The 23,797-nt window shown below is 52.7% G+C and carries 17 protein-coding genes, 1 tRNA gene, 3 rRNA genes and 1 other annotated feature; of the genes, 11 read left to right on the plus strand and 10 right to left on the minus strand.

Features of this window, described 5'->3' with window-relative positions:
• The first annotated feature begins 14 nt into the window (after window positions 1–14).
• The gene (locus tag LCS67_RS05745) at window positions 15–923 is read left to right on the plus strand and encodes an SMP-30/gluconolactonase/LRE family protein (protein WP_031571256.1); all 909 of its coding nucleotides are present in this window, start codon (window positions 15–17) and stop codon (window positions 921–923) included.
• On the opposite strand, the gene pheA is transcribed toward LCS67_RS05745, so the two are convergent.
• The 4 genes from pheA to bamD all read right to left on the minus strand — a co-directional run bounded on the left by pheA (window position 884) and on the right by bamD (window position 3,642).
• Window positions 884–2,044 carry a bifunctional chorismate mutase/prephenate dehydratase gene (pheA, locus tag LCS67_RS05750; RefSeq protein WP_000200080.1) on the minus strand — a complete coding sequence of 387 codons (1,161 nt, stop codon included), beginning with the start codon at window positions 2,042–2,044 and terminating at the stop codon, window positions 884–886. The two genes, LCS67_RS05745 and pheA, sit on opposite strands and share 40 nt — an antisense overlap.
• 22 nt (window positions 2,045–2,066) lie before the next feature.
• Window positions 2,067–2,192 (minus strand) — a sequence feature (Phe leader region).
• Complete coding sequence (pheL, locus tag LCS67_RS05755; RefSeq protein ID WP_010989056.1) at window positions 2,144–2,191, minus strand: pheA operon leader peptide PheL; 48 nt, start codon at window positions 2,189–2,191, stop codon at window positions 2,144–2,146. It overlaps the preceding feature by 48 nt.
• Before the next feature lie 102 nt (window positions 2,193–2,294).
• Window positions 2,295–2,633 (minus strand): ribosome-associated translation inhibitor RaiA, encoded by a 339-nt coding sequence (raiA, locus tag LCS67_RS05760; protein WP_000178449.1) that lies wholly within the window; start codon window positions 2,631–2,633, stop codon window positions 2,295–2,297.
• A 271-nt stretch (window positions 2,634–2,904) separates the two neighbouring features.
• Entirely contained in the window at window positions 2,905–3,642 is a 738-nt protein-coding gene (gene bamD, locus LCS67_RS05765; protein WP_000197660.1) for an outer membrane protein assembly factor BamD, read from the minus strand.
• Between the two features lie 131 nt (window positions 3,643–3,773).
• On the opposite strand from bamD, the gene rluD reads away from it, so the two are divergent.
• The 9 genes from rluD to LCS67_RS05810 all read left to right on the plus strand — a co-directional run bounded on the left by rluD (window position 3,774) and on the right by LCS67_RS05810 (window position 15,923).
• Window positions 3,774–4,754: a 23S rRNA pseudouridine(1911/1915/1917) synthase RluD gene (gene rluD / locus LCS67_RS05770; protein ID WP_000079130.1), complete on the plus strand. Its 981-nt coding sequence runs from the start codon at window positions 3,774–3,776 to the stop codon at window positions 4,752–4,754.
• Window positions 4,751–5,482: a purine nucleoside phosphorylase YfiH gene (yfiH, locus tag LCS67_RS05775; protein ID WP_000992639.1), complete on the plus strand. Its 732-nt coding sequence runs from the start codon at window positions 4,751–4,753 to the stop codon at window positions 5,480–5,482. Before rluD ends, yfiH begins: the two co-directional genes overlap by 4 nt.
• Window positions 5,483–5,611: 129 nt before the next feature.
• On the plus strand, window positions 5,612–8,185 hold the full coding sequence (gene clpB / locus LCS67_RS05780) for an ATP-dependent chaperone ClpB (RefSeq protein WP_001235092.1): 2,574 nt from the start codon (window positions 5,612–5,614) through the stop codon (window positions 8,183–8,185).
• Window positions 8,186–8,640: 455 nt separating this feature from the next.
• A 16S ribosomal RNA gene (locus LCS67_RS05785) occupies window positions 8,641–10,182 on the plus strand.
• Window positions 10,183–10,267: 85 nt separating this feature from the next.
• Window positions 10,268–10,343 (plus strand) — tRNA-Glu (locus LCS67_RS05790).
• Between the two features lie 193 nt (window positions 10,344–10,536).
• Window positions 10,537–13,541: ribosomal RNA gene (locus tag LCS67_RS05795) — 23S ribosomal RNA — on the plus strand.
• 197 nt (window positions 13,542–13,738) lie between these two features.
• Window positions 13,739–13,854, plus strand: a 5S ribosomal RNA gene (gene rrf / locus LCS67_RS05800).
• The 16S, 23S and 5S rRNA genes sit together here with 1 tRNA gene alongside, the layout of an rRNA operon.
• 208 nt (window positions 13,855–14,062) lie before the next feature.
• Window positions 14,063–14,518 carry a DUF4385 domain-containing protein gene (locus LCS67_RS05805; protein ID WP_000985653.1) on the plus strand — a complete coding sequence of 152 codons (456 nt, stop codon included), beginning with the start codon at window positions 14,063–14,065 and terminating at the stop codon, window positions 14,516–14,518.
• A 103-nt stretch (window positions 14,519–14,621) separates the two neighbouring features.
• Window positions 14,622–15,923 (plus strand): MFS transporter, encoded by a 1,302-nt coding sequence (locus LCS67_RS05810; protein WP_000807818.1) that lies wholly within the window; start codon window positions 14,622–14,624, stop codon window positions 15,921–15,923.
• Here the strand turns inward: LCS67_RS05810 and LCS67_RS05815 are convergent.
• From LCS67_RS05815 to trxC, 5 genes are all read right to left on the minus strand, one after another.
• Complete coding sequence (locus tag LCS67_RS05815) at window positions 15,920–16,243, minus strand: YfiM family lipoprotein (RefSeq protein ID WP_001264480.1); 324 nt, start codon at window positions 16,241–16,243, stop codon at window positions 15,920–15,922. The two genes, LCS67_RS05810 and LCS67_RS05815, sit on opposite strands and share 4 nt — an antisense overlap.
• Window positions 16,244–16,287: 44 nt before the next feature.
• Window positions 16,288–17,643: a CDP-diacylglycerol--serine O-phosphatidyltransferase gene (gene pssA, locus LCS67_RS05820; RefSeq protein ID WP_000949286.1), complete on the minus strand. Its 1,356-nt coding sequence runs from the start codon at window positions 17,641–17,643 to the stop codon at window positions 16,288–16,290.
• A 114-nt stretch (window positions 17,644–17,757) separates the two neighbouring features.
• Window positions 17,758–20,418: a protein lysine acetyltransferase gene (gene pat, locus LCS67_RS05830; RefSeq protein ID WP_000082660.1), complete on the minus strand. Its 2,661-nt coding sequence runs from the start codon at window positions 20,416–20,418 to the stop codon at window positions 17,758–17,760.
• 53 nt (window positions 20,419–20,471) lie between these two features.
• On the minus strand, window positions 20,472–21,152 hold the full coding sequence (gene tapT, locus LCS67_RS05835; RefSeq protein ID WP_000183647.1) for a tRNA-uridine aminocarboxypropyltransferase: 681 nt from the start codon (window positions 21,150–21,152) through the stop codon (window positions 20,472–20,474).
• Between the two features lie 72 nt (window positions 21,153–21,224).
• Window positions 21,225–21,644 (minus strand): thioredoxin TrxC, encoded by a 420-nt coding sequence (trxC, locus tag LCS67_RS05840; protein ID WP_001098732.1) that lies wholly within the window; start codon window positions 21,642–21,644, stop codon window positions 21,225–21,227.
• A 203-nt stretch (window positions 21,645–21,847) separates the two neighbouring features.
• Between trxC and LCS67_RS05845 the strand changes: the two genes are divergently transcribed.
• Window positions 21,848–22,885, plus strand: coding sequence for a tRNA/rRNA methyltransferase (locus LCS67_RS05845; RefSeq protein WP_000997368.1), 1,038 nt, complete (start codon window positions 21,848–21,850; stop codon window positions 22,883–22,885).
• Between the two features lie 115 nt (window positions 22,886–23,000).
• Here LCS67_RS05845 and ung read toward each other — a convergent pair whose 3' ends face one another.
• Window positions 23,001–23,690, minus strand: a complete 690-nt coding sequence (gene ung / locus LCS67_RS05850) for a uracil-DNA glycosylase (protein WP_000179978.1) — start codon at window positions 23,688–23,690, stop codon at window positions 23,001–23,003.
• Window positions 23,691–23,797: the final 107 nt, after the last annotated feature.

The following is a 23,797-nucleotide window of genomic DNA, read 5'->3' on the forward strand; positions in this document are numbered from 1 at the left end:
TTTAAGGAACCGTTATGACTACACCGCACGTTTTATTTGATTATGTCGGACATCTACCAGAATGCCCCACATGGAGCGAGGATGAAAGCGCGCTGTATTGGACCGATATCCTGGAACAGGAGATCCATCGTTACCATTCGGCGAGCGGGACGCATAGCGTGCTGGCGTTTCCGGAAGAAGTGGGCTGTTTTGCCTTGCGTGAGCAGGGCGGATTTATTGTGGCCATGCGTCATGCTATCTGGCTGGCCGATAAAAATGGATTATTGCAGCGTAAGGTTTGCGACAATCCCTCTAATACGAAACTGGCGCGTTTCAACGATGGCGGCACTGATGGCGATGGACGTTTTTATGCCGGAACGTTCTGGGCGCCAGGTGACTATAATGGCGCGTTGCTGATGCGGATCGATCATGACCTGACGGCAAAAGTGATCCAGTGCGATATCCAGGGACACAACGGCCTGGCGTTCAGCCCGGATAACCAGTGGATGTATACCTCCGATACGCCGAATGGCGTGATATACCGCACGTTACTTGATAAGCATGGCGAACCGGGCAAGCGTGAACTTTTTCGCCATTTTGGCGAAGGAGAAGGACTTCCCGACGGCGCGGCGATGGATAGTGAAGGGTGCTACTGGAGCGCGATGTTTGACGGCTGGCGCGTGGCGCGTTTCTCACCGCAAGGAGAGCAGCTGGAAGAGTACCGGTTGCCGGTACGTTGTCCGACGATGGTTTGCTTTGGCGGCGCAGATATGAAAACGCTGTTTATTACAACTACCAGAGAAAATATGTCTGCTCAGGAAGTGGCGGATTATCCGCTCTCCGGCGCCATCTTCACCCTGCAGGTAGCCGTCGCAGGGATGAAGAAAAGCCGTTTTATTGAACGTCAGGCAGGTTCTACCGGCACGACGTTTTCGCTGGGATAGCAGCCAAGCACTTTCATTGAGCGCGTGATCTCGCCCAGCTCTTTTAGCGCGCTTTGCATTACCTGCGACTCCAGGTTCGCCTGAATATCGAGATAAAACATCTCTTCCCACGGATTGCCGTGAATGGGGCGCGACTCCAGTTTCGTCATGATGAGATTGTGGTTACGCAGCACCAGCAGCGCTTCGACCAGCGCGCCAGCCTGCTGCCCGGTGGCGATTAACAGAGTGGTTTTTGCCGGAACCTGATCGGAAACGTTGATGGCTTTGCGCGCCAGTACCAGAAAGCGGGTGATATTCTGCGTCTGGTTTGCGGCGATGCGTTCCAGCACCTGTAAACCGTGCAACATGCCGCCTGCCTCGCTGCCGAGCGCCGCGACGCGCGGAGAGTTCGCCTGCGCGACTTTTTCCATCGCGGCCGACGTACTCTCGGTATAGTCGATTTTCCAGTGCGGATAGCGGCTCAAAAATTTACTGCACTGCTGGAACGGCTGCGGATGGCTGTACACCGTTTCGATGGTATTCAGATCCGTAGCGCCGGAAACCAGCACGCAGTGATCGATAGTGACGGTCATCTCACCGACAATTGACAGACTGGTGTGTTGCAATAAGTCGTACACATCGTTGATAGCGCCGGAGCTGGTGTTCTCTATCGGAACCACGGCGTAATCGGCCTGGCCGGTTTCGACCTGATGAAAAATATCGGTGAATTTTGCGCAACCGCTCTCAATAAATTGCTCAAAATGACGTGCGGCATACTGGCGCGCCGCGAGATGAGAATAGGAGCCTTTCGGCCCAAGAAACGCAATACGTGCCGAATGAGGGTGAGTATTATTCAGATGTTGTTGCAGCAGCGCCTGCTGAGTAAGCACGGAGTCTTCAATGATAAGCTGGAACAGACGGGTAATGTAGTGTGCGTCGAGATGGTGGGCTTTACCGAGATGGATGAGCCTGTCCAGCAGCGCGCGTTCACGATCGATATCCCGAACCGGACGATGCGACAGTAGTTTTGCTTGTCCCACTTCAATCGCCAGCGCGCGTCGTTTTGCCAGTAAGGCCAGTAACTCTTCGTCTAAGGCGCTGATTTTATCTCGCAGCGCCAGTAATGGGTTTTCCGATGTCATAGTGTTGCCTTTTTTGTTATCAATAAAAAAGGCCTCCCGGTGGGGGAGGCCTTCTTGTTCGTCTTCGCATTCTTTATCACATGACGAAACGCCTCCCGGTCAGGGGAAGATAAAAAAGAATGCGAAGAAAAACCGGGTTAGCTTCATAACTGTTTCCTTTGTGTACGTAAGTACAGTACTCGTACTGTTTTAATCCTGTCAACAAAAAACGCGCCCGAAGGCGCGTTGGCGATACACTCAATGTAAGGGACTACTCTTCTTCTGCTTCGACGAAGCTGGCATCTTTCACCGATGCGGTGGCACGACGGGCTTCGCCTTTGTGCTGCACTTTATTGAGCTGCCGTTCCAGCTTGTTGATCAATTCATTAATAGCGGTATACATATCTTCGTGTTTTGCGCTGGCGACCAGATGTCCGTTCGGTGTATTAATGGTGGCGTCAGCAATAAAGCCCTGTGGCTCTTTAGACAGAATGATATGAGGATTAATCAGGTGAGTTTGCCATTTTTCCAGTTTGGCGAGACGGTCTGCGACATGTTGGCGGATTGCCGGAGTAATTTCCATTTGTTTACTGGTAATGTTCATTGTCATAAATTTTACCTCTTGTCTTTCCCGTCTTGGTGATTCCAGCATACCGTTCTTAATGTCAAAATGTGTGATGTAAATCACATTATTTTGTCACTTTTTGTCAAGGCGAACTTTTTGTGAGGCATCGCAGGAAGAAGCGATCTTTTACTTGAGGAATGCCTGAAAGCAGGCCATATTTGACTGGATGCGTTGCAGTGAAATCATTTCTGTTGCATCAGATACCGAATAAAAAAACGGCAGCCGGAAGGCTGCCGTTTTGCTTGTTGGTATTGCTTCAGGTGTTTTTGCTGTTAGCGGCAATAATTTTCGCGACTTTGTCAGCCTGCGCATTCAGCTGCATCTGACGATAGGCGTTTTCCATCAGCGGCAACGCATCGCGCGTGGCCTGCGTATCAGGATAATTGCGTAGCATACCTTCTACCCGGTTTACGACCGCAACCCATGCGCCGCGCGCGGTATAGTACTCTGCGACGGAATATTCATATTTCGCCAGACGGTCTTTCAGGAATACCAGACGCTTAGTGGCATCGGTGGTGTACTGGCTATTAGGATAGCTGCGTACCAGTTTCGAAAAGTCATTGAACGCCGCCCGAGCATGTTGCGGATCGCGATCGCTGCGATCGACGCCAAAGAAACCTTGCAGCGCGCTATCATCCAGCGCCATGTTCGTCAGGCCGCGCATGTACATGACATAGTCAATATTAGGGTGCGTTGGATTAAGACGCATAAAACGATCGATGGCGGCCTGCGCTAGCGGCAAATCGGCGTTTTTGTAATAGGCGTAGATAAGATCCAACTGCACCTGCTGAGAATACGGTCCGAATGGATAACGATTATCTAACGCTTCCAATTGCGTTATTGCCTGTTTCCAGTTACCGTCCTGCAGCTTTTGCTGAGCAGTCGCGTAGATTTCATTCGGCGGATTATCGGGCACCTCTTCCTTTGAACCCGAGCAACCCGCCAGAAACAGGCTCAACGTGGCTGCTGCCACCAGATATTTCATGCGCGTCATGACGTTTTGACTTTCCTCAAAATGTTTTACGGGAGATTCTCTGTTCCTGCTCCCGGTTAAGACCAGCTACAATAGCACACTATATTAAACGGCAAAGCCGTAAAACCCAACGTTAAACGAAGAAGCTGTATATGGCACAACGAGTACAACTCACCGCAACGGTCTCCGAAAACCAACTCGGTCAACGCTTAGATCAGGCTTTGGCCGAAATGTTCCCGGATTATTCACGTTCGCGTATAAAAGAATGGATTTTGAATCAGCGCGTGTTGGTCAATGGTCAACTTTGCGATAAGCCAAAAGAAAAAGTGTTAGGCGGCGAGCGGGTGGCTATTGATGCGGAGATCGACGAAGAGATTCGTTTTGAAGCGCAGGATATCCCGTTAGATATTGTTTATGAAGATGACGATATTCTGGTTATCAACAAACCACGCGATCTGGTGGTACATCCTGGCGCGGGTAACCCGGACGGTACGGTACTGAACGCGTTGCTACATTATTATCCGCCGATTGCGGATGTTCCGCGCGCGGGCATTGTGCATCGTCTGGATAAGGACACGACGGGGCTGATGGTGGTGGCCAAAACCGTTCCGGCGCAAACGCGCCTGGTGGAGTCTTTGCAGCTGCGCGAGATCACCCGCGAATATGAAGCGGTCGCGATCGGACATATGACGGCGGGAGGAACGGTGAATGAACCCATCAGTCGTCACCCGACCAAACGTACCCATATGTCGGTGCATCCTATGGGCAAACCGGCGGTGACCCACTACCGCATTATGGAACATTTCCGTGTGCACACGCGTCTTAGGTTGCGTCTGGAGACCGGGCGTACGCACCAGATCCGCGTGCATATGGCGCATATTACGCATCCGTTAGTGGGCGATCAGGTCTACGGTGGTCGTCCACGTCCACCGAAAGGCGCATCGGAAGAGTTTATTTCCACGCTGCGTAAGTTTGACCGCCAGGCGCTTCATGCAACGATGCTGCGTCTCTACCATCCTGTATCGGGTATCGAAATGGAGTGGCACGCGCCGATTCCCCAAGATATGGTGGACCTTATCGATGCGATGCGCGCCGATTTCGAAGATCATAAAGATGATGTGGACTGGTTATGAATGCACTGATTGTCCCGCAGTGGCCGCTGCCGAAAGGCGTCGCAGCCTGTAGTTCTACCCGTATTGGCGGGGTGAGTTTACCGCCTTACGACTCGCTGAATCTGGGCGCGCATTGCGGCGATAACCCGGAGCATGTTGAAGAGAACCGCAAGCGTCTGTTTGCGGCGGGCAATCTGCCTTCGAAACCTGTCTGGCTTGAACAGGTTCACGGTAAAAATGTGTTGAGGCTTACCGGGGAACCTTATGCCTCCAAACGTGCGGATGCGTCTTACAGCAATACGCCAGGAACCGTCTGCGCGGTAATGACGGCAGACTGCCTGCCTGTGCTATTCTGTAACCGTGAGGGAACAGAAGTGGCGGCGGCTCATGCGGGCTGGCGCGGATTATGTGAAGGCGTACTGGAGGAAACTGTCACCTGCTTTGCTGACAAACCAGAAAATATCATCGCCTGGTTAGGTCCGGCGATCGGCCCGACCGCGTTTGAAGTGGGGCCGGAAGTGCGTGACGCATTTTTAGCAAAAGATGCGCAAGCCGATAGCGCATTTTTGCCGCACGGGGAAAAATTTCTGGCGGATATTTATCAGCTTGCACGCCAACGTCTGGCGAATACCGGCGTTGAACATGTCTATGGCGGGGATCGCTGCACCTTTAGCGAAAGTGAGACTTTCTTCTCTTATCGTCGCGACAAGACGACAGGTCGTATGGCAAGTTTTATTTGGCTGATATAACCTAAAGAATCAAGACGATCCGGTACGGGTAACTTTCTTTTCACATAATTCAGGTCATTCACCTTGAATAATTGAGGGATGACCTCATTTAATCTCCAGTAGCAATTTTGACCTGTTATGGGAGGAGTTATGCGTCTGGATCGTCTTACTAATAAATTCCAGCTTGCTCTTGCCGATGCCCAGTCGCTTGCGCTGGGGCACGACAATCAATTCATCGAACCACTTCATTTAATGAGCGCCTTGCTGAACCAGGAAGGGGGATCGATACGTCCTTTATTAACCTCCGCCGGCATTAATGCTGGCCAGTTGCGCACCGCTATCGATCAGGCGCTGAGCCGTTTACCGCAGGTGGAAGGCACCGGCGGCGACGTACAGCCTTCTTCGGAACTGGTACGCGTACTGAACCTTTGCGACAAGCTGGCGCAAAAACGGGGGGACAATTTTATTTCGTCAGAGCTGTTTGTTCTGGCGGCGCTTGAGTCTCGCGGCACGTTAACCGATCTGCTGAAATCAGCCGGTGCGACCACGGCCAATATCACTCAGGCAATTGAACAGATGCGCGGAGGTGAAAGCGTGAACGATCAAGGGGCTGAAGACCAACGTCAGGCCTTGAAAAAATATACCGTCGATCTGACCGAGCGCGCCGAACAGGGCAAGCTCGATCCGGTTATCGGTCGTGATGAAGAAATTCGCCGCACCATTCAGGTGCTGCAACGTCGTACTAAAAACAACCCAGTGTTAATCGGTGAGCCAGGGGTCGGTAAAACGGCAATTGTTGAAGGGCTGGCGCAGCGCATTATTAATGGTGAAGTCCCTGAAGGCTTAAAAGGTCGCCGCGTACTGGCGCTGGATATGGGCGCACTGGTGGCCGGAGCGAAATATCGCGGCGAATTTGAAGAGCGTCTGAAAGGCGTGCTGAACGATCTGGCGAAACAGGAAGGCAACGTCATTCTGTTTATTGACGAGCTGCACACCATGGTTGGCGCAGGTAAGGCCGATGGCGCAATGGACGCCGGGAATATGCTGAAACCGGCGCTGGCGCGTGGTGAACTGCACTGTGTGGGCGCCACCACGCTGGATGAATACCGTCAGTACATTGAAAAAGACGCGGCGCTGGAACGTCGTTTTCAAAAAGTGTTTGTCGCAGAACCTTCAGTGGAAGACACCATTGCTATTCTGCGTGGCCTGAAAGAACGTTACGAGCTGCACCACCATGTGCAGATCACTGACCCGGCGATTGTGGCGGCGGCAACATTGTCTCACCGCTATATCGCCGACCGTCAGTTGCCGGATAAAGCTATCGACCTCATCGATGAAGCGGCATCCAGCATTCGTATGCAGATTGACTCTAAGCCGGAGGAGCTGGACAGGCTCGACCGCCGCATTATTCAGCTCAAACTGGAACAGCAGGCGTTGATGAAAGAGTCTGACGAGGCGAGTAAAAAACGTCTCGATATGCTGAATGAAGAACTGGACGATAAAGAGCGCCAGTACTCTGAGTTAGAAGAAGAGTGGAAAGCGGAAAAAGCGTCGCTCTCTGGTACGCAAACTATTAAAGCGGAGCTGGAGCAGGCGAAGATCGCCATTGAGCAGGCGCGTCGTGTGGGCGATCTGGCGCGAATGTCTGAACTGCAGTACGGCAAAATTCCGGAGCTGGAAAAACAGTTGGAAGCCGCGACCCAGTCGGAAGGTAAAACCATGCGTCTGTTACGTAACAAAGTAACGGATGCGGAAATTGCCGAAGTGCTGGCGCGCTGGACCGGTATTCCGGTCGCCAGAATGCTGGAAGGCGAACGTGAAAAACTGTTGCGTATGGAACAAGAGTTACACAGCCGTGTGATCGGGCAGAATGAAGCCGTTGAAGCAGTATCGAACGCCATACGTCGTAGCCGCGCGGGGCTGTCCGATCCGAATCGTCCGATTGGTTCCTTCTTGTTCCTTGGGCCGACGGGGGTCGGTAAAACCGAACTGTGTAAAGCGCTGGCTAACTTTATGTTTGACAGCGACGACGCGATGGTGCGTATCGACATGTCTGAGTTTATGGAGAAACACTCCGTGTCTCGTTTGGTCGGGGCGCCTCCGGGATATGTCGGCTATGAAGAAGGCGGTTATTTGACGGAAGCGGTGCGCCGTCGCCCTTATTCCGTCATCTTGTTGGATGAAGTGGAAAAAGCGCATCCGGATGTATTCAACATTCTGTTGCAGGTGCTGGACGACGGTCGACTGACTGACGGGCAGGGGAGAACGGTCGACTTCCGTAATACGGTGGTCATTATGACTTCTAACCTCGGTTCCGATCTCATTCAGGAGCGCTTTGGCGAACTGGATTACGGTCGAATGAAAGAGATGGTGCTGGGTGTGGTTAGCCAAAACTTCCGTCCGGAATTTATCAACCGTATTGATGAAGTTGTGGTATTCCATCCGTTAGGTGAACAACACATCGCTTCTATTGCTCAGATCCAGCTGCAGCGTCTGTACAAACGTCTGGAAGAACGTGGTTATGAAATCCATATCTCCGACGAGGCGCTGAAACTGTTGAGCGCCAACGGTTACGATCCGGTCTACGGGGCGCGTCCGTTAAAACGTGCTATTCAACAGCAGATCGAAAACCCACTGGCGCAGCAAATCCTGTCTGGTGAACTGGTTCCTGGCAAAGTGATTCGCCTTGAAGCCAATGATGATCGTATTGTGGCAGTGCAGTAAGTCACAAATTTGAATAAAACGGGCCCTGACGGGCTCGTTTTTGTTTAAAAACCAGGCGAAAATAGGCTTTTGGTTCAAATGTTGTTTGAAAAGTGAACGGTTGAGCTTTTTTTTGCATTTAGGTCTTGTCAGGCTCTAATAACTCCCTATAATGCGCCACCACTGACACGGAACAACGGCATACAGGCCGCCTGGTCAGAAAGGCTTCGTTAAGAAGTCTGTGAGGAAAGCGAAAATAAAGGCTTGACTCAAAAAGAGGAAAGCGTAATATACGCCACCTCGCGACGGTGAGCTGAAAGCCGCGTCGCACCTGCTCTTTAACAATTTATCAGACAATCTGTGTGGGCACTCGAAGATACGGATTCTTAACGTCCTCGGACGAAAAATGAATACCAAGTCTCAAGAGTGAACACGTAATTCATTACGAAGTTTAATTCTTTGAGCATCAAACTTTTAAATTGAAGAGTTTGATCATGGCTCAGATTGAACGCTGGCGGCAGGCCTAACACATGCAAGTCGAACGGTAACAGGAAGCAGCTTGCTGCTTTGCTGACGAGTGGCGGACGGGTGAGTAATGTCTGGGAAACTGCCTGATGGAGGGGGATAACTACTGGAAACGGTGGCTAATACCGCATAACGTCGCAAGACCAAAGAGGGGGACCTTCGGGCCTCTTGCCATCAGATGTGCCCAGATGGGATTAGCTTGTTGGTGAGGTAACGGCTCACCAAGGCGACGATCCCTAGCTGGTCTGAGAGGATGACCAGCCACACTGGAACTGAGACACGGTCCAGACTCCTACGGGAGGCAGCAGTGGGGAATATTGCACAATGGGCGCAAGCCTGATGCAGCCATGCCGCGTGTATGAAGAAGGCCTTCGGGTTGTAAAGTACTTTCAGCGGGGAGGAAGGTGTTGTGGTTAATAACCGCAGCAATTGACGTTACCCGCAGAAGAAGCACCGGCTAACTCCGTGCCAGCAGCCGCGGTAATACGGAGGGTGCAAGCGTTAATCGGAATTACTGGGCGTAAAGCGCACGCAGGCGGTCTGTCAAGTCGGATGTGAAATCCCCGGGCTCAACCTGGGAACTGCATTCGAAACTGGCAGGCTTGAGTCTTGTAGAGGGGGGTAGAATTCCAGGTGTAGCGGTGAAATGCGTAGAGATCTGGAGGAATACCGGTGGCGAAGGCGGCCCCCTGGACAAAGACTGACGCTCAGGTGCGAAAGCGTGGGGAGCAAACAGGATTAGATACCCTGGTAGTCCACGCCGTAAACGATGTCTACTTGGAGGTTGTGCCCTTGAGGCGTGGCTTCCGGAGCTAACGCGTTAAGTAGACCGCCTGGGGAGTACGGCCGCAAGGTTAAAACTCAAATGAATTGACGGGGGCCCGCACAAGCGGTGGAGCATGTGGTTTAATTCGATGCAACGCGAAGAACCTTACCTGGTCTTGACATCCACAGAACTTTCCAGAGATGGATTGGTGCCTTCGGGAACTGTGAGACAGGTGCTGCATGGCTGTCGTCAGCTCGTGTTGTGAAATGTTGGGTTAAGTCCCGCAACGAGCGCAACCCTTATCCTTTGTTGCCAGCGGTCCGGCCGGGAACTCAAAGGAGACTGCCAGTGATAAACTGGAGGAAGGTGGGGATGACGTCAAGTCATCATGGCCCTTACGACCAGGGCTACACACGTGCTACAATGGCGCATACAAAGAGAAGCGACCTCGCGAGAGCAAGCGGACCTCATAAAGTGCGTCGTAGTCCGGATTGGAGTCTGCAACTCGACTCCATGAAGTCGGAATCGCTAGTAATCGTGGATCAGAATGCCACGGTGAATACGTTCCCGGGCCTTGTACACACCGCCCGTCACACCATGGGAGTGGGTTGCAAAAGAAGTAGGTAGCTTAACCTTCGGGAGGGCGCTTACCACTTTGTGATTCATGACTGGGGTGAAGTCGTAACAAGGTAACCGTAGGGGAACCTGCGGTTGGATCACCTCCTTACCTTAAAGAAACGGTCTTTGAAGTGCTCACACAGATTGTCTGATGAAAAGTGAATAGCAAGGCGTCTTGCGATTGAGACTTCAGTGTCCCCTTCGTCTAGAGGCCCAGGACACCGCCCTTTCACGGCGGTAACAGGGGTTCGAATCCCCTAGGGGACGCCACTTGCGCGGTAATGTGTGAAAGGCGTTGCCATCAGTATCTCAAAACTGACTTACGAGTCACGTTTGAGATATTTGCTCTTTAAAAATCTGGATCAAGCTGAAAATTGAAACACAGAACAACGAAAGTTGTTCGTGAGTCTCTCAAATTTTCGCAACACGATGATGAATCGTAAGAAACATCTTCGGGTTGTGAGGTTAAGCGACTAAGCGTACACGGTGGATGCCCTGGCAGTCAGAGGCGATGAAGGGCGTGCTAATCTGCGATAAGCGCCGGTAAGGTGATATGAACCGTTATAACCGGCGATACCCGAATGGGGAAACCCAGTGTGACTCGTCACACTATCATTAACTGAATCCATAGGTTAATGAGGCGAACCGGGGGAACTGAAACATCTAAGTACCCCGAGGAAAAGAAATCAACCGAGATTCCCCCAGTAGCGGCGAGCGAACGGGGAGGAGCCCAGAGCCTGAATCAGCATGTGTGTTAGTGGAAGCGTCTGGAAAGGCGCGCGATACAGGGTGACAGCCCCGTACACAAAAGCGCATGTGCTGTGAGCTCGATGAGTAGGGCGGGACACGTGGTATCCTGTCTGAATATGGGGGGACCATCCTCCAAGGCTAAATACTCCTGACTGACCGATAGTGAACCAGTACCGTGAGGGAAAGGCGAAAAGAACCCCGGCGAGGGGAGTGAAAAAGAACCTGAAACCGTGTACGTACAAGCAGTGGGAGCCCCACCACTAAGCCAGTGGTGAACTCCACATACGCATCCTTTGCTGAGGATACGGTTAACGGAGCGAAAGCGACGTTCAACCTCAAAAGAAGCAGAGGGGGCTTAGTGGTGGGGTGACTGCGTACCTTTTGTATAATGGGTCAGCGACTTATATTCTGTAGCAAGGTTAACCGAATAGGGGAGCCGGAGGGAAACCGAGTCTTAACCGGGCGTTAAGTTGCAGGGTATAGACCCGAAACCCGGTGATCTAGCCATGGGCAGGTTGAAGGTTGGGTAACACTAACTGGAGGACCGAACCGACTAATGTTGAAAAATTAGCGGATGACCTGTGGCTGGGGGTGAAAGGCCAATCAAACCGGGAGATAGCTGGTTCTCCCCGAAAGCTATTTAGGTAGCGCCTCGTGAATTCATCTCCGGGGGTAGAGCACTGTTTCGGCTAGGGGGCCATCCCGGCTTACCAACCCGATGCAAACTGCGAATACCGGAGAATGTTATCACGGGAGACACACGGCGGGTGCTAACGTCCGTCGTGAAGAGGGAAACAACCCAGACCGCCAGCTAAGGTCCCAAAGTCATGGTTAAGTGGGAAACGATGTGGGAAGGCCCAGACAGCCAGGATGTTGGCTTAGAAGCAGCCATCATTTAAAGAAAGCGTAATAGCTCACTGGTCGAGTCGGCCTGCGCGGAAGATGTAACGGGGCTAAACCATGCACCGAAGCTGCGGCAGCGACACTCAGGTGTTGTTGGGTAGGGGAGCGTTCTGTAAGCCTGCGAAGGTGGCCTGTGAGGGTTGCTGGAGGTATCAGAAGTGCGAATGCTGACATAAGTAACGATAAAGCGGGTGAAAAGCCCGCTCGCCGGAAGACCAAGGGTTCCTGTCCAACGTTAATCGGGGCAGGGTGAGTCGACCCCTAAGGCGAGGCCGAAAGGCGTAGTCGATGGGAAACGGGTTAATATTCCCGTACTTGGTGTTACTGCGAAGGGGGGACGGAGAAGGCTATGTTGGCCGGGCGACGGTTGTCCCGGTTTAAGCGTGTAGGCTGGTTTTCCAGGCAAATCCGGAAAATCAAGGCTGAGGCGTGACGACGAGGCACTACGGTGCTGAAGCAACAAATGCCCTGCTTCCAGGAAAAGCCTCTAAGCATCAGGTAACATCAAATCGTACCCCAAACCGACACAGGTGGTCAGGTAGAGAATACCAAGGCGCTTGAGAGAACTCGGGTGAAGGAACTAGGCAAAATGGTGCCGTAACTTCGGGAGAAGGCACGCTGACACGTAGGTGAAGTGATTTACTCATGGAGCTGAAGTCAGTCGAAGATACCAGCTGGCTGCAACTGTTTATTAAAAACACAGCACTGTGCAAACACGAAAGTGGACGTATACGGTGTGACGCCTGCCCGGTGCCGGAAGGTTAATTGATGGGGTCAGCGCAAGCGAAGCTCCTGATCGAAGCCCCGGTAAACGGCGGCCGTAACTATAACGGTCCTAAGGTAGCGAAATTCCTTGTCGGGTAAGTTCCGACCTGCACGAATGGCGTAATGATGGCCAGGCTGTCTCCACCCGAGACTCAGTGAAATTGAACTCGCTGTGAAGATGCAGTGTACCCGCGGCAAGACGGAAAGACCCCGTGAACCTTTACTATAGCTTGACACTGAACATTGAGCCTTGATGTGTAGGATAGGTGGGAGGCTTTGAAGTGTGGACGCCAGTCTGCATGGAGCCGACCTTGAAATACCACCCTTTAATGTTTGATGTTCTAACGTGGACCCGTGATCCGGGTTGCGGACAGTGTCTGGTGGGTAGTTTGACTGGGGCGGTCTCCTCCTAAAGAGTAACGGAGGAGCACGAAGGTTGGCTAATCCTGGTCGGACATCAGGAGGTTAGTGCAATGGCATAAGCCAGCTTGACTGCGAGCGTGACGGCGCGAGCAGGTGCGAAAGCAGGTCATAGTGATCCGGTGGTTCTGAATGGAAGGGCCATCGCTCAACGGATAAAAGGTACTCCGGGGATAACAGGCTGATACCGCCCAAGAGTTCATATCGACGGCGGTGTTTGGCACCTCGATGTCGGCTCATCACATCCTGGGGCTGAAGTAGGTCCCAAGGGTATGGCTGTTCGCCATTTAAAGTGGTACGCGAGCTGGGTTTAGAACGTCGTGAGACAGTTCGGTCCCTATCTGCCGTGGGCGCTGGAGAACTGAGGGGGGCTGCTCCTAGTACGAGAGGACCGGAGTGGACGCATCACTGGTGTTCGGGTTGTCATGCCAATGGCACTGCCCGGTAGCTAAATGCGGAAGAGATAAGTGCTGAAAGCATCTAAGCACGAAACTTGCCCCGAGATGAGTTCTCCCTGAGACTTAGAGTCTCCTGAAGGAACGTTGAAGACGACGACGTTGATAGGCCGGGTGTGTAAGCGCAGCGATGCGTTGAGCTAACCGGTACTAATGAACCGTGAGGCTTAACCTTACAACGCCGAAGATGTTTTGGCGGTTGAGAGATGATTTTCAGCACTGATTCAGAGTTGAGTACGCAATAATTTGCGCAGCAGCAAGGCGGCAAGCGAAGGAAAGGAAGGAGCATACAGAAGTATGTGACTGACTTTGCGAGCGCAGGCAACGCCGCTGATGTGATAAAGAATTGCGTACTGAGCATAAAAGAATTTGCCTGGCGGCATTAGCGCGGTGGTCCCACCTGACCCCATGCCGAACTCAGAAGTGAAACGCCGTAGCGCCGATGGTAGTGTGGGGTCTCCCCATGCGAGAGTAGGGAACTGCCAGGCATCAAATAAAACAAAAGGCCCTGTCGGAAGACAGGGCCTTTTGTTTTTGTCTGTTTCTGCCGGATGGCGGCTCCGCCTTATTCGGCCCACAGGAATTATCCCGCCTACGAAGCTGGTGTTCTTGTAGAACCGATAAGAGCACAACCCACCCAATCGTTAACGATGAACTATCCTTTACACGTGCTTATATAAGCAGTGAGGATTTTCATTGGCTATCAAACCTTTTAACTACCAGCAAGACTTTTCCAGCATCGACTTCCGCCAGCAGCCTGAATTGTATCAGGTTGGACGAGGCGAGCAGGGGGTGCTACTGGTTGAACCCTACAAAAGCGAAATTCTTCCTTTCTGGCGCTATAAAGATGAAGCATCGGCGATGAAATCCGCAGAGCAGATCTACCAGTTGTTCGAAGCTTACCGGCAGCAGGATGATTTCGTTGGTATGGACATGGCGCGTAAATTTATTCAGATGGGATACACCCGCGCCAGGCGATACGCTAACTATAAAGGCGGTAAAAAGTATGCAGAAGACGGCAGCCTGAATACACGGGGTAATGATCCTATTAAGGCCGCGGCGGCAACGGTTTTCAAAGGTTGGTGGGATAAAATTCGTCAGGACGAAGACTATCTGAAACGGAAACGCCAGCATCAGGCACGGTGGGGATAAAAATTAGCAAACAAATAATTAACACTTTATTTACTTTTTGGTCTCGCGTAATCTGAATCTCCAAAATAAAAGGCCGATTAAGCCTGGCAACAAGGAGAACAGTATGGCAGAAATTATTCAGCGTATAGATAAAAACAACGCTGAGGCTCCGGAGATGCGGCGACGCATATGGGCTATCGTGGGGGCATCTTCCGGAAACTTAGTGGAATGGTTTGATTTCTACGTCTACTCTTTCTGCTCGCTCTATTTTGCACATATCTTCTTTCCTTCTGGTAATACCACCACTCAGCTTTTGCAAACGGCAGGCGTCTTTGCCGCCGGTTTTTTAATGCGACCTATCGGTGGTTGGCTGTTTGGACGCATTGCCGATCGACGCGGGCGCAAAGCCTCAATGTTGATTTCGGTGTGCATGATGTGCATGGGGTCGCTGGTGATTGCCTGCTTACCTGGTTACGATACCATCGGCACCTGGGCACCGGCGCTGCTACTTATTGCAAGGTTATTTCAGGGGCTCTCGGTAGGGGGAGAGTATGGGACCAGCGCGACATATATGAGTGAAGTTGCGCTTGAAGGTCGTAAGGGATTTTTCGCCTCGTTTCAGTACGTTACGCTTATCGGTGGCCAACTACTGGCATTGCTGGTCGTTGTGATTTTGCAGCAGGTTCTGGAGGATGCTGAGCTTCGTGCCTGGGGATGGCGTATTCCCTTTGCGTTGGGCGCCGTGCTGGCGGTTGTGGCATTATGGCTACGTCGCCAGCTGGATGAAACCTCGAAGCATGAGACTCGCGCGTTAAAAGAAGCCGGTTCGTTGAAAGGTTTGTGGCGTAATCGCAAAGCCTTTTTGATGGTGCTTGGTTTCACCGCGGCAGGCTCGCTGTGCTTTTATACTTTCACCACCTATATGCAGAAATATCTGGTAAATACAGCAGGTATGCATGCCAATGTCGCCAGCGGCATTATGACGGTCGCGCTGTGTGTTTTCATGTTGGTGCAGCCGTTATTCGGCGCGTTATCCGATAAGATTGGCAGGCGCACTTCTATGCTATGTTTTGGCGCGCTCGCGACGCTTTTCACCGTTCCAATTCTCTCCGCGTTGCAGAATGTGACGTCGCCTTATGCCGCATTTGCTTTAGTGATGTGCGCGCTATTGATTGTGAGTTTCTATACCTCGATTAGCGGGATCCTGAAAGCGGAGATGTTTCCGGCGCAGGTTCGCGCCCTGGGCGTCGGTTTATCTTACGCGGTAGCAAACGCGTTATTTGGCGGCTCTGCGGAATATGTCGCGCTGTCGCTAAAATCTGTCGGTATGGAGAGTTCATTCTTCTGGTATGTTACCGCGATGGCCGTTCTGGCTTTCCTGGTTTCGCTGATGTTGCACCGTAAAGGAAAGGGCTTGCGCCTTTAGTATTGCGCCATTTGCCAGATAGCGTAACCGGTTGTCGCGCCAGCGACATCCCAGACAAAATCTTTCCAGCTCCAGCCGCTGCCTTCCGGGCGGCTGTCCCAGAGTTCTTTTGAGGCTCCGAGACTCAAAGAAAACATCAGCCCTATCGCTGCGCTGCGGTCAGGGCTTACTCCCTGGCGACGCGCATACTCATTACCGGCTGCCGATAGCATCGCTGATGCCATAAAATGCTGGGCTTTATCCTGACCGCTCCAGCGGTCGTTAGCCAGATGGCTGCACCCGGAGAGAAACAACACCGTAAAAGGAATCAACACGCGCACCAGTTCACTCCTAAGAGAAAACCCCGTACAGGACGGGGCTTCGATTACAGGATACGGCTAATTAATCTGTCGATGCGGATCCGGCGCAGACGGCGAATCAATTTACGCACTTTTATCGGATAGTCGGCAATGCTCTGCAGGTCACGATAATGTTTTACGATGGTTGTGTGCGTTCGGATAAGTTCCAGCTCTTTTTCCCGCTGAGGGGCAAGCTCTTGCTTAGGATCGTGGATCAGAATGGCGTTTTCCAGATCCAGACGCCAGGCGCGAGGATTCAGATTGTTGCCGGTGAGTAGCATCCATTTATCATCTACCCACATCCCTTTCAAATGATAGGTATTGTCGTCATCTTTCCACAGACGCACCACAAGCTGATCGGTATTGACGTAATACTGTAAACGGCTCAGGAAGCGGCGCAGGTTAATCTCATAGAGATAGGGTAACGCGCCAATGATCTTGAACGGTTCATCTTCCGGAATGTAAAAATCATTCGCGGTTTTATCGCCAACAATGATTTCGACTTTCTTTCCGTCGCGCAGTAGCTGAATAATATTCCGCACCAGTACCGCTGGTAGATTGAAGTAAGGGGTACAAATGGTGAGCTTATGCTCCGCACAGGGCATGAGATGGAAAATGGTTTTGTTCAGCAGACTGGATTTGCCAAGCCCGACCAGCGGCGTAACGGAGAGTTGCTCGTCATTAGCGTCACCCTGAAAATGATATGACGCATCACGCAGCTCCTGACGGTATAAGCGGATATCGTTTTTAATCTCCGGGCTTTTCGGACGCTGGGTATTATCCAGACGATTCACACCACGGCCATTCATCAGATTTTGCGTCACCCAGTCAAACATGATGTCTGCCATTTGCCGATTGCGAATCAGCTGGTAGCGATCGTAGCGATATTTGTCATGCTGATGGAGATAGACATCGTTCAGGCTGGCGCCGCTGTACAGGACGCTATCATCAATGATAAAGCCTTTAAAATGCAGTACGCCAAGCGCTTCTCGCGTATTAATCGGTACGCCGTAAACCGGGACATCAATGCCGGGGTTTTCCTGCGCCAGTCGGCAATACCAGTCTGCATTGGTATTCGAGGCTGCTGCGCCAATGCGCCCGCGTTGCGCGCGATGCCAGTCGACCAGCACCCTCACGTCCAGTTCAGGACGCTGCCGTTTAGCCGCATAGAGCGCGTCGAGTATACCTTTACCCCCATCGTCCTGTTCCAGATACAGGGCAACGATACAAATACGCTGCGTCGCGCTGGCGATTTTCTCCAGCAGTGTCTCCCGAAAAGTAGCAGGAGTATAAAAGAAATCTACATCATCAACTGACTGAGAAATCTTAGGGAGTTGGGCAAGGTGTTGTTGATGTTTATTACGCTTAAATTTTGACAACATCACAGTGCATTTCTTCTCTGTTCATTGAAGGGTCCTCTGTGCTATGCAGACGACATAAGCGAGCAATAATAACATCAGTACCCGTTAAAGTGGTCAACATTTCCAGTACATTACTCACGATTCATCACATTTGGCCAGATTCAGCGTCAATCCCACGATGCCCTCTTCGAGCTGGATATCGACCTGAAATCCCAGTTTTCTGGCCAACGCGACCATGCCGCGATTGTTCGGCATCGTAATACCGTTCAGCCGCTTCAATCCGTGATCGCGAGTATAGGCAATCAATTTCTCCATTAAACGGCGTCCTAAACCCAACCCTTTGAGATCTGAACGCACCAATACGGCAAATTCGGCATCTACGTTGTCAGGATCGGAGATCGCGCGCGTTACGCCGAGGATCTCTTCAGCGTTGTCCATCCGCCTCACGGCCACAAAGGCCATTTCTCGATCGTAGTCGATCTGCGTCATGTTGGCTAAATCTTCATGGGTGAATTCGTTGATCTCGCTGAAATAACGGTAGTAAAGATCCTCTTTGGTGACCTGGGCGATGAATTGTCGCAGTTGGGGCTCATCTTCCGGCAGGATCGGACGGAACAGGCAGCGATCGCCGTTTTTCATCTCCACCCACTCTTCGAGCTGGTGGGGATAGGGGCGTACCGCAAGTCGACTTTCGTTATCGCCATCAAACGGGGCAATATCCAGCGTCACATCCAGCGCGGTAAACTCACTGGCGGAAGCCAGCAGCGGATGGATATCCAGACGCTGAATTTCCGGACAGTCGACAATCAGGTTTGAAACCTGGACCAGCAGCTGGCTTAAACCGACAATATCCAGCGGACGCAGCGCGCTACGGGCGCGAATTTTCCGCTGTTTAATGCCCTGAATTACCAGATAGCGCGCCAGATTCATGTTGAGCGGCGGCAGCGCGACGACCGCCTGCTCTTCCGGACGCCACTCTACACCGCCTTCACCCAACATAATCAAAGGACCAAACACCGGATCGTGCTCGACCACCACACGCAGCTCCTGCGCGCCGGCGCGGTTAGCCATACTTTGTACCAGCAAACCGTGAATCCGCGCCTGCGGCCAGGCCATCTTTACACGATCGAAAATGGCGTTCGCGGCCTGTTGTACCTCGCTTGCGGTCCGCAGGTAAAGCATGACCCCCTGAACTTCAGATTTATGCGGAATGTCGGGCGAGCGCAGCTTGAGAGCTACCGGATAGCCTATCTGTTCGGCGATATGCACCGCTTCAGCGCTGTCGCTGGCAATCCAGGTTGGGAGCGTATGCAGCCCATAGGCGTGTAAAATCGGCTGTACTTCATGGGTATCCAGTGAGGTGGCGCCTTCCGCAATCGCCCGCTGTAACAGATTATGCGCCTCAGCGGTATTGGACGTCAGGTTACTCGGCAACGCTGGCGTTTCCCGCAGTTGCTTCTGGTTACGCCGGTATTCCACCATATGCATAAACGCGGTAATCGTGCCTTCCGGCGTGCGGTAGGTTGGTAATCCGGCTTCGCTGAATAGCCGTCTTGCTTCCTGAGACGAGAACTCGCCGCACCAGTTTGTCAGCAGCGTAACAAACTTGCCTCTGGGGTGGCGCTTAATCGTCTCGATCAGGGCATGGGCGCTTTCCGTACCCGGCGCGGCAGCGCTGGGAGAGTGGATAACCATAAGCGCGTCAAAATCCTGACTGGCGAGCAGGATATCCAGCGTTTTGACGTAATGTTCGCTGCTGGCGTCATCACACAGATCCAGCGGATTGGCAATATCAATGTGCGCGGGAAGCGCCTGCCGTAATTGCAGGCAGGTCTCTTCGCTCAACGTCGCCAGTTTGCCGTTACGCGACCACAACTCATCTAACGCCAGCGCGGCAGGCGCGGCGCCATTGCTGATGATCATCAGTCTGTCGCCGCGTAGCGGACGCATATGGCTTAGTGTTTCGACGGCGGAAAAAAGCTCGTGCGTATCCTGGACTCGCAGCAGGCCTGCGCGCTGGATGGCCGCATCCCACGCAGGGTCCATTCCCGCGCTGGTATTAAGTAAACGCTGGGCTGCCGGGCTTCGGCCGCTTTTAATCACCAGAATCGGTTTGTTACGTGAAGCGCTACGGGCGGCGGAAACAAAACGGCGGGCGTCGCTTAACTGTTCCAGATAGAGCAAAATTGCGCTGGTCTTGCTATCGCGCGCCAGATAGTCCAGTAGTTCATCGACATCAATATCCAGGCTATCGCCCAGCGCGATAAAGTAGGAAAAGCCCATTTCACGCTGTTGCGCCCAGTCAAGAATAGTATTGGAAACGGCGGCAGACTGGGAAATAAAAGCGAGCTTGCCCTGTTTAATCGGGACGGGAGAAAAGCTGGCATTCAGCCCTTGCCACGGCGCGAGGAGCCCAAGACTGTTTGGACCCAGCAGACGCATTTTATAATGCCGGGCACAGGCAAGAAGTTCTTCATGTTGCGACGTGGGAGCAGAAAGGATAATGCACGTTTTACACCCTTTCGCGCCAAGCGCGTCCACTAACGCCAGGTTACGGCTGGCGTTAGTGCATAAAATAGCCAGATCGGGGGTGAAAGGAAGACTGGCGATATCCGGCCAGGCCATGACGCCTAAAACGGCTTTCCAGGCGGGCGTCACGGGAAGGACGGGGCCATTGAATCCGCCCGCCAACAAGTTACGCATCATCAGGTAACCCGCGCGGTGGGGCTTCATTGATGCGCCAATCACCGCGATCGATTTTGGTCGCAGTAGCGCTTCCAGTCCTTGCTGGCTCATACCGGTTTCCCTTACACAGAAGTGACCGGATAATTTTAAACGCTTTCGCTATTTTATGCTGTGACGTTTCCCGGATGTTGCGTTTTTCCTGCCAGATAGCGCGTTTTAAAACGGGTAAAATGTTCACCTAAACTGGTTGCCGCCTCGGTATCTCCCGCCAGATCTAACAACGCTATGGCGACTTCGGCGGTACAATATTGCCCTTCGGCATGGATTTCACGCAGACGATAAGCTGAAAGACGCGATAAATCGACGGAAATGACCGGCAGATGATCCAGATAAGGGCTTTTACGAAACATTTTACGTGCTTCGGGCCAGGTGCCGTCCAGCATAATAAACAGCGGCGGTTTCCCGGCGGGCGGGGTGGAAATGACCTCGCGCGCTTCGCCAGCGTAGGACGCAGGAAAGACCACTATCGGCTGATAATCCGGATGCCGTACCAGCTCCAGCAACGCCTGCGGCGGCTCGGTACGCGACCACTGAAACGCCGCGGTATCCGGCAAAATATCGGCTATCAGCCGGCCGGTATTGCTGGGTTTCATCGGTTCAGTGTCAAACATGACCAGACAAAAACGGCTTTTCGCCTGAGAAGGCGTTAACGTATCACACAGGCAAGATTTTAGCGGCAGCAGGCAGCGTTGACAGCGGCGAACCCGATTGCCTCTGGCAAGAAAAGGGCGTGTAGCGCGCGCAAGCCGTTCGGCGCGTAACTGAAGGACAGCGTTATTGGTCATAGAAAGCGTTTGCGGAGAAAAACGCTATTGTGGCAGAGGTGAAAACGGGGCACAAGATGCGCCCCGTGGCGTTTACAGCGCTTCGTTCAGCCAGCTGTCGAAAGGCGCTTTAGGCACTGCGCCATTAAGCATATCGACCACCTGTCCATGTTTAAAAATCATAATCGTCGGGATGCTGCGAATACCGAAACGGGCGCTGAGTTCCCGTTCCGCCTCGGTATTTACTTTGACGAAACGGACTTTACCGCTGCGCTCTTCTGCGACATCCTCGAAGATTGGCGCAAAGTTACGGCAAGGGCCGCACCAGGGGGCCCAAAAGTCGATCACCACTGGAAGATCGTCCTTCAACAGTTTGTCCAGCGTTTCGCCGGTCGCATTAATGACTTCTCCGTCAAACAACTCATGACCGCAGCGTCCACATTTTGCCGCATCCTGAAGCCGATCGTCGGGGATGCGGTTAATGGCCTGACAATGGGTACAAACGGTGTTCATAGCTAACCTCTGAATACGTCGGAAGACGTCCCGCTACGCGCGGGATGTTTCTATAATGTTACATATTATCGAGGAGTCTGTGCTAAACAACAATGTGTTTTATTCAATGAGTACAATAGTCGCAAGCTTTTAAACGAAATCATGGCTAACCGGATGCACATCGGGTAATCTTCGCGCTTCGCGCTGCGCTGGTGGAGAAAAGCATGAACGATGAATTAAAAAACAAAAGCGGCAAAGTCAAAGTGATGTATGTCCGTAGTGATGATGACTCTGATAAACGCACCCATAACCCGCGTACCGGGAAAGGGGGAGGCCGCCCAGCAAAGTCTCGCACTGACGGTGGACGTCGCCCCGCCCGTGATGAGCGAAATAATCAGAGCCGTGACCGTAAACATGAAACTTCGCCGTGGCGCACCGTGTCCCGCGCGCCAGGCGATGAAACGCCTGAGAAAGTCGATCATGGTGGTATTAGCGGTAAAAGTTTTATCGACCCTGAAGTTTTGCGTCGCCAGCGTGCGGAAGAGACGCGCGTCTACGGCGAAAATGCCTGCCAGGCGCTATTCCAGAGCCGCCCGGATGCTATCGTTCGCGCCTGGTTTATCCAAAGCGTGACCCCGCGCTTTAAAGAAGCCTTGCGCTGGATGGCGGCGAATCGTAAAGCCTACCATGTGGTGGATGAAGCCGAACTGGCAAAAGCTTCCGGCACCGAGCACCACGGCGGCGTTTGCTTCCTGATTAAAAAGCGTAACGGTACGACCGTTAAGCAATGGGTAAAGCAGGCGGCGGATCAAGACTGCGTGCTGGCGTTGGAAGATGTCGCTAACCCGCATAATCTGGGCGGCATGATGCGTAGCTGCGCGCACTTCGGCGTGAAAGGCGTGGTGGTACAGGATGCGGCGTTGCTGGAGTCCGGCGCGGCGATTCGTACCGCGGAAGGCGGGGCGGAGCATGTCCAGCCGATCACTGGTGAAAGCATTGTTGACGTACTGGATGATTTTCGTCAGGCGGGGTACACCGTGGTGACGACGTCCAGCGATCGCGGTCAGGCGCTCTTTAGTACGACCCTGCCGGAAAAGATGGTGCTGGTCTTAGGCCGTGAATATGACTACCTGCCGGAAGCGGCGCGCGAACCCGACGATCTGTGCGTGAAAATTAACGGCACCGGGAACGTGGAAAGCCTGAATGTGTCGGTTGCGACAGGCGTACTGCTCGCCGAGTGGTGGCGACAGAATAAAGCGTAAGGGCTGCAGCCCGGTGACGCAACGCGCGCCGGGCCAATGATGTACTTCCTACCGCCCGGTCAGACAAGGCGCTTTCGCGCCGTTATCCGGGCGATAAAACGGCGAGTCGCCAACGTTATTCACTCTCAGCCGGTAATACTGGCGTCCAGTCGATAGTTTTCTCGCCGTGTTGTTCCAGCCATTGGTTCGTTAGCGCAAAATGGTTACAGCCAAAAAATCCGCGGTGCGCAGAGAGTGGCGAGGGATGCGGGGCTTTCAGAATATGGTGGCGCTGTGGATCAATAATCGCGCCTTTCTTCTGGGCGTGCGAGCCCCACAGCAGGAAGACAACCCCTTCGCGGTGTTGGTTAATCAGGCTTATCACTTTATCCGTAAAGGTTTCCCACCCCAGGCTGGCATGAGAGTGCGCCTGGCCTGCCCGTACCGTGAGCACCGTATTCAGTAACAGTACGCCCTGGCGTGCCCAGCTTTCCAGATAACCGTGCGCGGGGCGAACAAAGCCGGGAATGGAGGCTTCCAGCTCTTTGTACATATTCACTAATGACGGCGGGGGAGCGATCCCAGGACGCACGGAAAACGCCAGACCATGTGCCTGGCCGGGGCCGTGGTAAGGATCTTGTCCCAGGATCACCACCTTAACGTCGCCCAGTTCCGTGAAGCGAAAGGCGTTAAACACATCTTTTTGCGGCGGGTAGACCGTGATACCCGACTGACGCTCGCCAGCAACAGTGTGAAGCGTATTGATAAAGTAAGGTTGCTGTTTCTCATCAGCCAGCACATCGTGCCAGGTTAACTCAGTCGCCATCTCGCTCTCCTGCGAATTTCCAGTTCCCTTAGCTTAACTGCTTCTTTCTGCAGTGCAAAATCCTGCGTGCTACAAAAACGGTTACCTACAAAAGATAGTTGAAAATT

Origin of the sequence: Salmonella sp. A7, assembly GCF_020181675.1 — a bacterium.
Taxonomy (GTDB): Bacteria; Pseudomonadota; Gammaproteobacteria; order Enterobacterales; family Enterobacteriaceae; genus Salmonella; species Salmonella enterica.

Coding starts and splice junctions, on each gene's coding strand:
- LCS67_RS05745 (WP_031571256.1), top strand. CDS start 15: ATGACTACACCGCACGTTTTATTTGATTATGTCGGACATCTACCAGAA.
- pheA (WP_000200080.1), bottom strand. CDS start 2,044: ATGACATCGGAAAACCCATTACTGGCGCTGCGAGATAAAATCAGCGCC.
- raiA (WP_000178449.1), bottom strand. CDS start 2,633: ATGACAATGAACATTACCAGTAAACAAATGGAAATTACTCCGGCAATC.
- bamD (WP_000197660.1), bottom strand. CDS start 3,642: ATGACGCGCATGAAATATCTGGTGGCAGCAGCCACGTTGAGCCTGTTT.
- rluD (WP_000079130.1), top strand. CDS start 3,774: ATGGCACAACGAGTACAACTCACCGCAACGGTCTCCGAAAACCAACTC.
- yfiH (WP_000992639.1), top strand. CDS start 4,751: ATGAATGCACTGATTGTCCCGCAGTGGCCGCTGCCGAAAGGCGTCGCA.
- clpB (WP_001235092.1), top strand. CDS start 5,612: ATGCGTCTGGATCGTCTTACTAATAAATTCCAGCTTGCTCTTGCCGAT.
- LCS67_RS05810 (WP_000807818.1), top strand. CDS start 14,622: ATGGCAGAAATTATTCAGCGTATAGATAAAAACAACGCTGAGGCTCCG.
- pssA (WP_000949286.1), bottom strand. CDS start 17,643: ATGTTGTCAAAATTTAAGCGTAATAAACATCAACAACACCTTGCCCAA.
- pat (WP_000082660.1), bottom strand. CDS start 20,418: ATGAGCCAGCAAGGACTGGAAGCGCTACTGCGACCAAAATCGATCGCG.
- tapT (WP_000183647.1), bottom strand. CDS start 21,152: ATGACCAATAACGCTGTCCTTCAGTTACGCGCCGAACGGCTTGCGCGC.
- trxC (WP_001098732.1), bottom strand. CDS start 21,644: ATGAACACCGTTTGTACCCATTGTCAGGCCATTAACCGCATCCCCGAC.
- LCS67_RS05845 (WP_000997368.1), top strand. CDS start 21,848: ATGAACGATGAATTAAAAAACAAAAGCGGCAAAGTCAAAGTGATGTAT.
- ung (WP_000179978.1), bottom strand. CDS start 23,690: ATGGCGACTGAGTTAACCTGGCACGATGTGCTGGCTGATGAGAAACAG.